At 70.6% G+C, this 12499-nt stretch carries 13 protein-coding genes; 9 read left to right on the top strand and 4 right to left on the bottom strand.

Translation table 11 applies throughout. The features are described 5' to 3' along the window. The first annotated feature begins 104 nt into the window (after window positions 1–104). From ACFVH2_RS06465 to ACFVH2_RS06450, 4 genes are all read left to right on the top strand, one after another. Window positions 105–1376: a GAF domain-containing protein gene (locus ACFVH2_RS06465; RefSeq protein ID WP_378420340.1), complete on the top strand. Its 1272-nt coding sequence runs from the start codon at window positions 105–107 to the stop codon at window positions 1374–1376. Window positions 1377–1580: 204 nt separating this feature from the next. Continuing rightward, window positions 1581–2222, top strand: coding sequence for a 50S ribosomal protein L25/general stress protein Ctc (locus tag ACFVH2_RS06460; protein ID WP_378420341.1), 642 nt, complete (start codon window positions 1581–1583; stop codon window positions 2220–2222). A gap of 116 nt (window positions 2223–2338) precedes the next feature. Continuing rightward, the gene (pth, locus tag ACFVH2_RS06455) at window positions 2339–2920 is read left to right on the top strand and encodes an aminoacyl-tRNA hydrolase (protein WP_378420342.1); all 582 of its coding nucleotides are present in this window, start codon (window positions 2339–2341) and stop codon (window positions 2918–2920) included. Between the two features lie 139 nt (window positions 2921–3059). Then, window positions 3060–3494 (top strand): hypothetical protein, encoded by a 435-nt coding sequence (locus ACFVH2_RS06450; protein ID WP_378420343.1) that lies wholly within the window; start codon window positions 3060–3062, stop codon window positions 3492–3494. 15 nt (window positions 3495–3509) lie between these two features. On the opposite strand, the gene ACFVH2_RS06445 is transcribed toward ACFVH2_RS06450, so the two are convergent. Then, window positions 3510–5147 carry a fatty acyl-AMP ligase gene (locus ACFVH2_RS06445; protein ID WP_378420344.1) on the bottom strand — a complete coding sequence of 546 codons (1638 nt, stop codon included), beginning with the start codon at window positions 5145–5147 and terminating at the stop codon, window positions 3510–3512. Window positions 5148–5380: 233 nt separating this feature from the next. Between ACFVH2_RS06445 and ACFVH2_RS06440 the strand changes: the two genes are divergently transcribed. The 5 genes from ACFVH2_RS06440 to ACFVH2_RS06420 all read left to right on the top strand — a co-directional run bounded on the left by ACFVH2_RS06440 (window position 5381) and on the right by ACFVH2_RS06420 (window position 10309). Further along, window positions 5381–7072, top strand: a complete 1692-nt coding sequence (locus ACFVH2_RS06440) for a peptide chain release factor 3 (RefSeq protein WP_378420345.1) — start codon at window positions 5381–5383, stop codon at window positions 7070–7072. Between the two features lie 4 nt (window positions 7073–7076). Further along, the gene (gene pnuC / locus ACFVH2_RS06435; RefSeq protein WP_378420346.1) at window positions 7077–7727 is read left to right on the top strand and encodes a nicotinamide riboside transporter PnuC; all 651 of its coding nucleotides are present in this window, start codon (window positions 7077–7079) and stop codon (window positions 7725–7727) included. 100 nt (window positions 7728–7827) lie between these two features. Then, window positions 7828–8295: a light harvesting protein subunit alpha gene (locus tag ACFVH2_RS06430; RefSeq protein ID WP_378420347.1), complete on the top strand. Its 468-nt coding sequence runs from the start codon at window positions 7828–7830 to the stop codon at window positions 8293–8295. Window positions 8296–8318: 23 nt separating this feature from the next. Continuing rightward, complete coding sequence (locus ACFVH2_RS06425) at window positions 8319–9017, top strand: response regulator transcription factor (protein ID WP_378420348.1); 699 nt, start codon at window positions 8319–8321, stop codon at window positions 9015–9017. Next, entirely contained in the window at window positions 9014–10309 is a 1296-nt protein-coding gene (locus ACFVH2_RS06420; RefSeq protein WP_378420349.1) for an ATP-binding protein, read from the top strand. Before ACFVH2_RS06425 ends, ACFVH2_RS06420 begins: the two co-directional genes overlap by 4 nt. A 1-nt stretch (window position 10310) precedes the next feature. On the opposite strand, the gene ACFVH2_RS06415 is transcribed toward ACFVH2_RS06420, so the two are convergent. The 3 genes from ACFVH2_RS06415 to ACFVH2_RS06405 are packed head-to-tail and all read right to left on the bottom strand — an operon-like array spanning window position 10311 to window position 12493. Then, entirely contained in the window at window positions 10311–11273 is a 963-nt protein-coding gene (locus tag ACFVH2_RS06415; protein ID WP_378420350.1) for an SDR family oxidoreductase, read from the bottom strand. A 22-nt stretch (window positions 11274–11295) separates the two neighbouring features. Further along, entirely contained in the window at window positions 11296–11976 is a 681-nt protein-coding gene (locus tag ACFVH2_RS06410; protein WP_378420351.1) for a pyridoxal 5'-phosphate synthase, read from the bottom strand. Window positions 11977–12013: 37 nt separating this feature from the next. After that, entirely contained in the window at window positions 12014–12493 is a 480-nt protein-coding gene (locus tag ACFVH2_RS06405) for a nuclear transport factor 2 family protein (RefSeq protein WP_378420352.1), read from the bottom strand. Window positions 12494–12499 lie beyond the last annotated feature (6 nt).

Below are 12499 nucleotides of genomic sequence, written 5' to 3'. Positions count from 1 at the left end.
GCCGCGCTCGCGACAAGCGTTGCGTCACGTTGCACCGACTGTGGCGCGCGACACACTCCGGACATATGCTCGCCGGACCGGAACGACGAGGAGAAATGGGGATCGTGGGCACCTTCAGCGCGATCACTCCCGGCACCGACCTGCCCCGATACGCCCGCGAGCTGTCCCGCATGCACGACGCACTGATCGGCGGCGGACGGTCCGCGATGCGCCCTCGGACGGTCGTGCAGCGGTCGTGGGCGCGCGTCCTGGGCGCGGGCCTCGCACCGGACCGCACCAACACCCGAGCACTGCTGCCGTTCGCCGAGGTCGAACGGCGTCGCTCCCGCTCGCCGCTGTCCGGCGTGATCGACGATCTCGCGCAGGTCGTCGCGGCCGTCGCCGAGGCCTCGCAACTGCTCATGGTCGTCACCGACGCCGATGGAATCATCCTGTGGCGCGCCGGCTCGGCCAGGGTGCGTGAGCGCGCGAACGTCCTCGGATTCCGAGACGGCGCCCAGTGGACCGAGACCGCGGTCGGCACCAACGCCATCGGCACCGCGATCGCGGAAGCTGCTCCGGTGCAGTTGTTTTCCGCCGAGCACTTCGAGCAGGCGCAGCATCCCTGGTACTGCACCGCCGCGCCGATCCACGATCCGCGCACCGGCGAGCTGCTCGGTGTCGTCGACGTCAGCGGACCCGCCCTGACGCTGCATCCCACCATCAGCGCGCTCGTCGCGACCGCCGTCCGCATGGCCGAGGCGCAACTGTGGCGCCACCACGAGCATCGCCTCGAGCGCTTGCGCACCACCGCCGCGCCGTTGCTCGCGTCCGTTTCCGGACCGCTGCTACTCGTCGACGAACACGGGTGGGTGGCACACACCTCCGGGGTCGCCGCCACCAGACGAATAGCGGCCCCGCGCAACGAGCGAGCCGTGACGGTGCCGGGCCTCGGCATGTGCCTGCCCGAGCCGGTCGCCGGCGGCTGGCTGATCCGGCCGACTGGCGCGGCCACGCGAATCCTCATGGAGTTGGACCTGTCCGACCCGCCGACCGTGCAGGTCACCGGCACGGACTCGACGTGGCGCGCGCCCGTCACGGCCCGGCACGCGGAGATCCTGCTGTTGCTGCACCAGCGCGGACGCCGCGGCATGTCCGTCGCCGACCTGAGTTCGGGTGTCTACGGCGACCCGGATCACGCTGTCGCGGTCCGCGCGGAGATTTCCAGGCTCCGGCGGGCGCTCGGCTCGGTCGTCGAGGGCCGCCCCTATCGCCTCGCGGACTCGATCGAGCTGTCGCTGACGTTCGGCGACGCGGAACGCCTCGCCGACTGCGCGTTCGTGCGCCGCGCCGCCAGCCCGGCGGTACGCGCGCTCGCGGGGCCGCAGGGCGATTAGCCGCAAGTGCGCTCGTCGGGTAGGCTGTACAAGTTGTCTCGGCGAGGGTGACCCGCTCCTGATTTGCGAAGCAGGGTCACCGTGATCGACGCGGCCACGGATTCCATCAGAGCTGTTGCTCCGGGCCGTTGCGCGTTGTCCGCCCCGTCGAGAACAGCATCCAAGCGAAGTAAATCTGATGTGAGCCGTAGGAGCTGTATTCCCATGTCGACCGACGTCAACAACCTCGTCGCCGCCGTCCGCACCGAGTTCGGCAAGGGCGCCGCCCGCCGCGCCCGCCGCGACGGCCAGGTTCCCGCCGTGCTCTACGGCCACGGCACCGACCCGCAGCACCTCAACGTGCCTGCCCGCGAGTTCGCCGCGATCCTGCGCGCCCACGGCACCAACGCCGTGCTGACCCTGGACATCGCCGGCACCGAGCAGCTCGCGCTGACCAAGTCGGTCGTCGTCCACCCGATCCGCAACTACATCGAGCACGCCGACCTGCTCGTCATCAAGAAGGGCGAGAAGGTCACCGTCGAGGTGCCCGTCGTCGTCACCGGTGAGGCCGCCTCCGGCACCATGGTCGCCCAGGACGCCACCGTCGTCTCCATCGAGGCCGACGCCCTCAACATCCCCGAGCAGATCGAGGTCTCGGTCGAGGGCCTCGAGGTCGGCAGCCAGATCCACGGCAGCGGCCTGGTCCTGCCCGCCGGCTCCACCCTGCAGGGTGACCCGGAGGTGCTGATCGTCAACATCGTCGCGGCCCCGACCGCCGAGGCCCTCGAGTCCGAGGGCTCCGGCGCCGAGGGTGCCGAGGCTCCCGCGGAGGAGGCCACCGAGGCCGCCACCGAGTCCGAGGCCTAGGCTTCGCCACCGCACACATCAGTGCAGCGCTAACGTCAGCGGCGCGCCATCCCACCGGGACGGCGCGCCGCTGACGTCTGTGCGGCACCTCCCCACAACCGAGAGGGTCGACCGCGTTGAGCGAACCAACCGAAGCCCCCGCACTGGTCGTCGGGCTGGGCAATCCCGGACCGCAGTACGAGCGCACCCGGCACAACGTCGGTTTCATGGTCGTCGAGACTCTGGCCGACCGTGAACGCGCCAGGTTCAGCGTGCACAAGAAGAGCGGCGCCGACGCGGTGACCGTGCGCATCGCGGGCCGCCAGGTCATCCTCGCGAAGCCCCGCTCCTACATGAACCTGTCGGGCAAACCGGTCGCCGCACTGGCCCGGTTCTTCTCCGTCGAGCCCGCGAATCTGGTTGTCGTGCACGACGAACTGGACCTCGACTACGGGACGCTGCGACTCAAGTTGGGTGGCGGCGAGGGCGGTCACAACGGCCTGCGGTCGATCTCCCAGGCAATCGGCACCAAGGACTACCTGCGCACCCGCGTCGGCATCGGGCGCCCGCCCGGCCGAATGGATCCCGCCGACTACGTGCTCAAGCCGTTCTCCTCGGTCGAACGCAAGGAACTCGACCTCGTCCGGGAGGAGGCCGCCGACGCCGTCGAGCTGCTGCTGCGGGTCGGTCTCGAGGCGGCGCAGAACCAGCTGCACTGACTGTGCAGCGAGACGAGTTCGACGGGCTCTGATCGCGTAGTCGACTACGCGTGTGCCGCGCCTCGACGGGCCTGACGATGAGGTTCCCACGCCCCGGACCACACCGCGGCCGGGACATCCGACGAGGAACGGACACGTCATGAAACTCTGCGCTCCCCTGATGATCGGGGTGGTGCTCGCGCTGCCCCAGGTTGCGGCCGCACCGGCCGCAACGGCCGCCGACCCCCTCGGTGACCCCGCGCTCTGGCTGACCACCTACCGGCACTCGATCGTCTGCGACAGCGGCGTCTGCGCCCCGGTGGGCGACGACGTCGCCCGGGTCAGGATCAACGGCGACCACTTCACCGTCAAGAGCCCGGTCGACCTCGTCGTCCGGCGACCGGACGGTTCGACCTCCTCCTTCACGACCACGACCCAGTCCCTGCCGGGCTTCGTCGGCGGCGCGTTCAGCTACGAGTCTCCCCTGCTCGACCACTGCGACGGGACCGCCGACGGCTACGTCCGGGCCCGCGACGTCGCGTCCGACCGGTGGTCCCCGGAGGTTCCCGTCACCGACGCCTGCAGCACCTCGTGACGGCCGCGACGTAACTCAGCTACCGCTGACGAGGGTCGCCGAGTGGGTGCGCCGCAGCTTGCCCGAGGACGTCTTCGGAATGCTGCCCGGTCCGAGCACCGCCACGGTCCGCGGCCGAACCCCGACCTCCGAGAACACCGCGTGCACGACCTCGCGCTCGATCCGCTTGACCTCGTCGGGGTCGTCGACGGCATTGGTCTCCACCGCGACCGCGAAGGACTCCCGCTTCTGGCCCGCGTCCAGCCGGATTGCCACCGCATTCCCCGGACGCACCCCGGCCACCGTGCCCGCGGCCCGCTCGATGTCGGTGGGATAGACGTTGCGGCCGGCCATGATGATGACGTCCTTGACTCGGCCGCAGACCACGACCAGATTGTCCTCGGTGATGTACCCGATGTCGCCGGTGTCGATCCAGCCGTCGGCGTCCTGGGCAGGTCTGGGACCGTCCACCGTCAGGTAGCCCGGCGTGACGGATTTGCCCCGCAGCTCGATGACTCCCACTGCCCGGCGCGGCAGCACCAGCCCGCCCGCGCCCACCACGCGCCCCTCCAGTCCCAGCACCAGGCGACCGAGTGTCGGCATGCTGCGGGCGTTCGCCCGCGGCGACGGCACCGCCAGGCCGCCCGCCTCGAGCAGGTCCGGATCCACCTGATCGAGCACCATCCCCTGCCCGGGCTCGGGCAACGACACCGCGAGGGTCACCTCTGCCATCCCGTACGTCGGTGCCAGCGCCGCCGGATCCAGACCGAAACGCGCCCCGGCCTCCGCGAGCGCGGTCATGGTGGCCGCATCGACCGGCTCGGCACCGTTGAGCATGCAGCGCATCGTCGACAGGTCGAACGCGCCGTCCTCGACCTGCGCGAGCCGCCGAGCCAGCAGCGAGTACGCGAAATTCGGTGCGGCGGTGACGGTTCCGCGGTACTTGCTGATCAGTTCGGCCCACAGGGTCGGCGTCCGCAGGAAGTCGAGCGGGGTGACGCTCACGACCTCCCCGCCGATGTGCATCGGGACGGTGAGAAACCCGATCATGCCCATGTCGTGGAACAGCGGCAGCCAGCTGATCATCACGTCGGTCTCGGGTCGGAACTTGAGCCGATCGGTGATCGCGCAGGAGTTCGCGAAGAAGTTCTCGTGCGTGATCTGCACGGCCTTCGGCGACCCCGTCGAACCCGACGTGAGCTGCTGCAGCGCGACGTCCGCTTCGCCGGTCGCGACCGGTGCGGAGTCGGGCCCGTCGCGCAGGCTCTCGATCGGCAGCACCGTGATGCCGCGCTCGGCGAGCAGCGGTGCGGCCGCCTCGAACGGCGGCCCCAGGATCACCGCCCGGGCCGAGATCATCCTGATGATCGTCTCGGTGTCCTGCGCCCACATCCCCAGGTCCGTGCGGGGCGTCGGCTGGTGCAGCATCGTCACCGAGGCGCCCCGCATCCAGGCGGCCTGGCAGGCGGGCGCGATGTCCACCGGCTGCCCGGCGAGCACACCGAGGGCGTCGCCCGGACCGATGCCGGCGCCTTCGAGGGCACCCGCCATACGCCGGGCAATCCGGTGCACCTCGCCCCAGGACTGCCGCAGCGAGGTGCCCGGTTCGCCGGTCACCAGCCCGCGGGAACTGCTCGCGGCCGTCGCGTACATCTCGTCGGTGAACCTGCTCACGATGCTCTCCTCACCTATGCGGGTCGCGCAGGATGGTGGAGTCACGCTGATTATGCGCCGGGACACAACGGCCCCACATTTGTTTCAGCGCGAACCGGCGCTCGGTTGTTACACGAAAACCGCGGCGCCGCGGTTCGGGGAGCGCCTCACCCCGGCGCCGGAGGCACGGGTAACCTGGACTACTGGCGCATCGCCACTGCTCCCCCGCCTTGTCTGTCAGTTAGGAATCCCCGGTGACCACCGAGCCCGCGTCCGCGCCAGCCGCATCGTCCACCGGCACCGCCGCCGAGCCCGCGGTGGTCGACAAGTCCGCCAGGGCGCTGGCCGCCGAGGCGACGCGACGCCGCACCTTCGCCGTCATCTCGCACCCGGACGCCGGAAAGTCGACGCTCACCGAGGCGTTGGCGCTGCACGCGAAGATGATCGCCGAGGCAGGCGCCGTGCACGGCAAGGCGGGCCGGCGCTCGACAGTCTCGGACTGGATGGAGATGGAGAAGGCCCGCGGCATCTCCGTCAGCTCCACCGCCCTGCAGTTCAGCTACCACTCCACCGAGACCCCGGACGACCAGGTCAACGTCATCAACCTGGTCGACACACCCGGTCACTCGGACTTCTCCGAGGACACCTACCGTGTCCTCACCGCCGTCGACGCCGCGGTCATGCTCATCGACGCCGCCAAGGGCCTCGAACCGCAGACCCTCAAGCTGTTCCAGGTCTGCCGCCACCGGGGCATCCCGGTCATCACGGTGATCAACAAGTGGGACCGGCCCGGCCAGGCGCCGCTCGAACTGCTCGACGAGATCTCCGAGCGGATCGGCCTGACGCCGACGCCGCTGTACTGGCCCGTCGGCATCGCCGGCGACTTCCGCGGCCTGCTGCGCCGCGGCGAGGACGGCGCCGCCACCGAGTACATCCGATTCACCCGCACCGCCGGTGGCGCGAAGATCGCGCCCGAGGAGATCCTCGACGCCGGGGCCGCCGCCGCCCGCGAGGGCGGCGAGTGGGAGACCGCGGCCGAGGAGAGCGAGCTGCTCTCGGCCAGCGGCCAGGACCACGACCAGGAGATGTTCCTGGCGGGGCAGACCTCACCGGTGATCTTCGCGTCCGCGATGCTGAACTTCGGAGTCCGGCAGATCCTCGACACCCTGGTCGCGCTCGCGCCCGCACCCGGTGCGCGCGAGGACGTCAAGGGCACGCCCCGCGAGGTCACCGACCCGTTCAGCGCCGTCGTGTTCAAGGTCCAGGCCGGCATGGACACCGCACACCGCGACCGGCTCGCGTTCATGCGGATCGTCTCCGGGGTCTTCGAGCGTGGCATGGTCGTCACGCATGCGCAGACCGGAAAGCCGTTCACCACCAAATACGCGCAGACGGTGTTCGGCCGCGAGCGCTCCACCGTCGAGTCTGCCTACCCGGGCGACGTCGTCGGCCTGGTGAACGCGACCGCGCTGGCGCCCGGACACACCCTGTTCACCGACAAGAAGGTGGAGTTCCCGCCGATCCCGTCGTTCGCCCCCGAACATTTCTCGGTGCTGCGCGCGGAGAGCGCAAGCAAGTACAAGCAGTTCCGTCGCGCGGTCGAACAGCTCGACTCCGAGGGTGTCGTGCAGATCCTGCGCAACGACATTCGCGGCGACGCGGCGCCGGTGATGGCCGCGGTCGGACCGATGCAGTTCGAGGTCGTCGCCGCCCGGATGAAGGCGGAGTTCTCGGTCGAGGCCCGGATGGAGGGCCTGCCGTACCAGCTCGCCCGTCGCACCGACGCCGAGTCCGCCACCGAGCTCGGGCGCCAGCGCGGGGTCGAGGTGTTCACCCGGTCCGACGGGGTGATGCTCGCCCTCGTCAGCGACAAGTGGCGGCTGCAGTACATCCAGAAGGAGCACCCGGAGCTCACACTCGAGCCGCTCGTCGCGACCGCCGACTAGCTCCGTGAATCCGCTGCTCACCCTGTTCGACGCGGAACTGCACATCGGCGGGGCCACGATCCTGTGGCGCGAGATCGTCGGCAACGGCTTCGGCATTGCCTCCGCGATCGGTGGGATGAAGCGCGTGGTCTGGGCGTGGCCCGTCGGCATCGCCGGAAATGCGTTGCTGTTCACCGTGTTCATGGGCGCGCTGTTCCACACCCCACAGGAGCTGAACCTGTACGGCCAGGCCGGTCGCCAGCTGATGTTCATTTCCGTGAGCGTCTACGGCTGGTCGCGGTGGCTGCGCTCGCGGCACTCCACCGGCGAGGCGGTGCTGCCTCGCTGGGCCACACCCCGTGACCGACTGCTGCTGATCTCCGTGATGACAGTCGGGACAGTGCTTTTCGCGCAGATCTTCGAACGAATCGGGTCCTACGGTCCGTGGCCGGAGGCCTGGATCTTCACCGGTTCGATGCTCGCGACCTACGGCATGGCCCGCGGCTGGACCGAGTTCTGGCTGATCTGGATCGGCGTGGATCTCGTCGGTGTACCGCAGTTGCTGCATGCCGGGTACTACCCCTCGGCGGTGCTGTATCTGGTGTACGGGGCCTTCGTGATCTGGGGATTCGCGGTGTGGCTGCGGATCCAGCGCAGGGTCACCGCGCCGGTCTAATGAACCCCTAATGACTCGCTAACGGACGCCGAGTTTTTCGTCCATACCTTGAGTCGTGTCGAAGCCGCTGGAGCCTCGACACGACCGAAGGAGTTCGCTCATGCCCACTTCCCTCACCACCAGCAACGTCCGCCGCCGGATCGGCGTGACCGCGGCGGGCCTCGCGGCAGTCGGGGCCCTCGTCGCCCCCGGCGTCGCCTGGGCGGACAACGCGATCCCGCAGGGCGGTCCGGTCGTTCTCCGGGACGCGGCGCCCACCGCGACGGATCCGTCGATCACCGAACCCCGGTGCGGGGTCGCGGCGATCCCGCTGAGTGACGCGGAGGTGCAGAAGATGATCGGCGAGGGCACGATCATCGCCGCCGCCCCGGTCGTCCCCGCCACCCCGGGCGACCCCGCCAACCCGGTCGACCCTGCCGCGTCCGCCGTCCCATCGGCACCGACCGTGCCCGCCACCCCGGCCGATCTCGTGGCTGCGGATCTTCCCGCGCAGGTGATCGAGATGCTGCGGCTGGCCCTCGGTGACACCGCACCCGCGGGCACCGTCGCGGCGACGCGCACCTGCTAGGCCAGTCCGTCACCGCTGGCACCATGGATCGGGTGACCGCAACCGCCCGCATCCTCGTCGTCGACGACGACCCGAAGGTCCTCACCTCGCTCGAGCGGGGGCTCCGACTGTCCGGATTCCACACGGAGACCGCGGCGGACGGGGCCTCCGCCCTGCGCGCGGTGGCGGCCGACTGCCCCGCCGCGATCGTGCTCGACGTCAACATGCCGGGTCTGGACGGGGTCGGCGTGGTGACGGCGCTGCGGGCCATGGGCAACGAGGTACCGATCTGCGTACTCAGCGCGCGCAGCTCGGTCGGCGACCGGATCGCGGGCCTCGAGGCCGGGGCGGACGACTACCTCACCAAGCCCTTCGAGCTCGGCGAACTCGTCGCCCGGCTCCGCGCCCTGCTGCGTCGGGCACCACGGGCCGCGGTCGCGGGCCTGGTTACCGTCGGTCCGCTCGAGGTGGACCTGCCCGGCCGGCGCGCCCACGTCGGCGGCCGACGGCTCGAGCTGACCAAGCGCGAGTTCGACGTTCTCGGTGTGCTCGCCGAGAACGCGGGAATCGTGCTCAGCCGGCCACAACTGCTGCGGCTGGTGTGGGGGTACGACTTCGACGCCGACACCAATGTGGTCGACGTCTTCGTCACCTACCTACGCAAGAAGCTGGAGGCGAACTCGGTACCGCGAGTGCTGCACACCGTCCGAGGCGTCGGCTTCGTCCTGCGGGACCAGCCGTGAGGCGCTCGATCTCGCTGCGAGCGCGGGTCGCAGTCGTCTCCGCGCTCGCAGCGACGATCGTGATCGCGGCGATCGGGATCGCCGTCGCGGTGTTCCTGCGCGTGAACGGGTCCGAGCAGCTCGACCGCACCCTCGACTCGGCGACCCTGTCGGTGCCGACGAGCATGGCGTTCGACGCGGCGCCGGCCCTCCCCGCCACACCGCTGCTCCCCCTTCCGGAGAGTGCCGCGCCGGAGGTGATCCGATCGGAATCGACATCCGGTGTCGCCGTCCGCAGGCGCGACGTCCCCGTCGCCGGCGAACCCGGCACGGTCATCGCCCTCAGCGTCCCGGAAGACCCGCTGATTCGGGCGATCCGACAGCAGCAGGTGGCGGTAGCCGTTGCCGCGATCGGTGCCATCGCCGCGGCCGGCGCCCTGGGCTGGCTGCTCGCCGGGCGCGCGGTCCGGCCGTTGCGACTGCTGGCCGACGCCACGCACACCATCGGCGACGATCCGGGCGCCGGGCGACCGAACGTGCGCGGCGCACGCGAGGCCGAGGAACTGTCGGAGGCGATCGGTCACATGCTCGACCGGATCGCCGCGGCGCAGAAGCGGACCGAGAAGGCACTCGGCTCGGCCCGAGACTTCGCCGCGGTGTCCGCGCATGAACTGCGTACCCCGCTGACGTCGATGCGGACCGATCTCGAGGTGCTGTCCACGATGCGGCTGAGCCGATCGGAGCGCGAGGAGATCCTGCGCGACCTGCTCGCGACGCAACGCCAGGTGGAGACCACGCTGACCGACCTCGAGCGGCTCGCTGCGGGCGAGCTGTCCGATCCCGCAGACCACGAGCAGGTCGACCTCGCCGAGCTGGTCGACCGCTGTGTCCAGGAGTCCGCGCGGATCCACCCGGGCCTCGACATCGCCGTCGCCGCCCCCGAAAGCCTTGTCGTTCGGGGCATCCCGACCGGTTTGCGACTGGTCCTGGACAACGCCGTGACCAACGCGGTCCGGCACGGGAGAGCCGGCCGGGTGCTCGTCAGCGTCGCCACCGATCCGAGCGACGGCAGTGTCACGATCGCGGTCGACGACGACGGCACAGGGATTCCCGAGTCCGAGCGGGAGTCCGTCTTCGAACGTTTCGTTCGCGGGGCCGGGTCCCGGGCGGAGGGATCCGGACTCGGGCTGGCGGTGGTCGCGCAGCAGGCCGAATTGCACGGCGGCACCGCGACCCTGACCGACAGCCCCCTCGGCGGCGCCCGACTGACGCTGCGACTCCCCGGCCCACGGCCGAGCGCCCCGCGCGGCTGACTCAGATGCCGGTTCGCCGGACCAGGGCGTCGGCCAGTGCCGGGGACAGCGAGTCGACGAACCGCAGCACCTCCGTGTAGCTCGGCATCATCTCGACCGGCCGGGTCCGCACCGCCCGGACCAACCAGTCGGCCGCCTCGCGTGGGGTGAGCGCGGCCATCGAGTCGTAGTCCGCGGTCGGCGCGATCATCGGGGTACGGATCAGCGGGAAGTGCACCGTCGTGACGGCCACGCCGCGGCCCGCCACCTCAGCACCCAGATCGCGGCCGAACGCGGTGATCGCCGACTTCGACGCGTGATAGGCCGCGAACTTCGGCATCACCCGCCCCGGCACGCCCCACGTCGCGACGTTCACCACGTGTCCCGCGCCGCGCTCGAGCATCGCGGGAAGCATCGCCAGGGTCAGGCGTACCGGCCCGAAGTAGTTGAGCGCCATGGTCCGTTCGTAGTCGTGGAATCGGTCGAGCGACTCCTCGACGGTGCGGCGGATCGACCGTCCGGCGTTGTTGATCAGCACGTCCACCGGCCCGTGCTCCGCCAGTACGACCTCGGCCAGCCGCCCCACCGAGTCGGCGTCGGTCAGGTCGCAGGCGAGCGCATGCGCCGCCCCGCCCGCGGCACGGATCTCGTCGCGCACCGCCTCCAGCGCATCGACGCCGCGGGCCACGAGAACGACCTCCGCACCGAGGTCGGCGAACCGGTGCGCGGCCGCCTCCCCCACCCCGGACGAGGCCCCCGTCAGCAGGACTGTCTTCCCGTCGAGCCGGCCGTCCCCGGAGCCGGTCAGTCGCTCGGCGAGCGAGCGGACCGACGGCACCGGGTTGAGCGCGGCCCGGGCGAGCATCTCGGAGATCATGTGTCGAGTGTGCCTGCCCGCGGACCGAACAGGGCGGCGATCGCGCCGGGGTCCACGTCGTCCAGCCGTGCGGGCGACCGGGACGGGTCGCGATTGAATAATGGTCACACCCGCTCCCGTCGCACGTCGTTCACGGCCAGAGCGTCTCGGTGGACCATCCCGTCGGGACGGCCCGCCGGTACCGCCACCGCCTATGCCTGCGGCCCGGATCGGCGAGCCAGAATTCGACGCTGTCCGGGACCAGGCACCAAGCCTGCCAGCCCGGCGCGACGTAGCCGGGATCTGCCTCGATTCGGGCCACGGTCGCGGCGATCGCACGGTCGTACTCGGCCTCGTCGACGAGCGGCTCGCTCTGACTGCTCGCCGCGGCCACCGCCCGCGCCGTCACCGACCGCTCCAGGTAGTCGCGGGCGCTGACCTCGGCCGGTCCAGCCTCGACCCGGCCACGCACCCGGACCTGCCTGCCGAGACCCGGCCAGTAGAACGTCAGGGCCGCGGCGGCGTTCGCGGCGAGCTGGCGCCCCTTCGGCGAGTCGGTGGTGCCCGAGAACCACCACCCCCGCTTGTCGACGTCCTTGAGGATCAGCACCCGGGCGTCGACGTCCCCCGTCGCGGTCGCCGTCGACAGCACCGTTGTCTGCGGTTCCGGCTCCCCCGCCATGACCGCCTCCTCCAGCCAGCGCAGGAACAGCGTGGACGGCTGCGCCGGGATCGGGCCGGGATCCACCGCGGGGCTACCGGGGAGCGCCGGCAGCGCACGCAGCCAGGCCCGGGTGTCGGGGTACGCAGACCGAGGCGGTAGGTCGGGCATTCTCGACACCCTGTGCCCAGGCCGGGGCGCTCGCGCGTCAGGCCGTCGCGGGCGGAATCTCCATCGCCGCCCAGCGATTCGACGTCAGCTGGAAGCTCGGCACGTCGGAGAGCGCGATCACCATCTCGTAGGTCCGCTCGTACCCGGTGTGCGAGATGCGCCACTCGCCGTTCTCGTTCCGGGCGTACCGATCGTGATAGAAAGCCGAGCCGCGCAACAACATTCCGTCCTCGGGAATGATCACCGTGTCCGCGAGGACCCAGACACCGGTGGCGGTGTCACCGCTGACGTCGATCTCGGGCTGACCGCACAGATGCTCGGTGAGGACGTGCGGTCCGAGGGTGATCTCCATGAACGAGCACAAGGCGTCCCGGTCCTCGAAACCCAGGTGCTCACCGTAGGTTGCAGTCGCATCGGGGAGCAGCGTCTCCCGGAACACCGGCCAGTTCTTGGTGTCCAAGGCCCGCGTGTAGCGGTACTTGAGCTTGCTGATCTCGGCGAAGGCCTCCAGATCCATGACGCA

Source organism: Rhodococcus sp. NPDC127527 (assembly GCF_042672245.1).
In the GTDB taxonomy this organism is placed as follows: domain Bacteria; phylum Actinomycetota; class Actinomycetes; order Mycobacteriales; family Mycobacteriaceae; genus Rhodococcus_G.
Note: the sequence above shows the minus strand (reverse complement) of the source record. Positions and strands in the feature narration are given on the sequence as shown.

What these genes read in the sequence shown, in the direction of transcription:
- ACFVH2_RS06430 (WP_378420347.1), top strand. Translation starts at nt 7,828, where the DNA reads ATGCCCACTTCCCTCACCACCAGCAACGTCCGCCGCCGGATCGGCGTG.
- ACFVH2_RS06460 (WP_378420341.1), top strand. Translation starts at nt 1,581, where the DNA reads ATGTCGACCGACGTCAACAACCTCGTCGCCGCCGTCCGCACCGAGTTC.
- ACFVH2_RS06425 (WP_378420348.1), top strand. Translation starts at nt 8,319, where the DNA reads ATGGATCGGGTGACCGCAACCGCCCGCATCCTCGTCGTCGACGACGAC.
- ACFVH2_RS06405 (WP_378420352.1), bottom strand. Translation starts at nt 12,493, where the DNA reads ATGGATCTGGAGGCCTTCGCCGAGATCAGCAAGCTCAAGTACCGCTAC.
- ACFVH2_RS06410 (WP_378420351.1), bottom strand. Translation starts at nt 11,976, where the DNA reads ATGCCCGACCTACCGCCTCGGTCTGCGTACCCCGACACCCGGGCCTGG.
- ACFVH2_RS06450 (WP_378420343.1), top strand. Translation starts at nt 3,060, where the DNA reads ATGAAACTCTGCGCTCCCCTGATGATCGGGGTGGTGCTCGCGCTGCCC.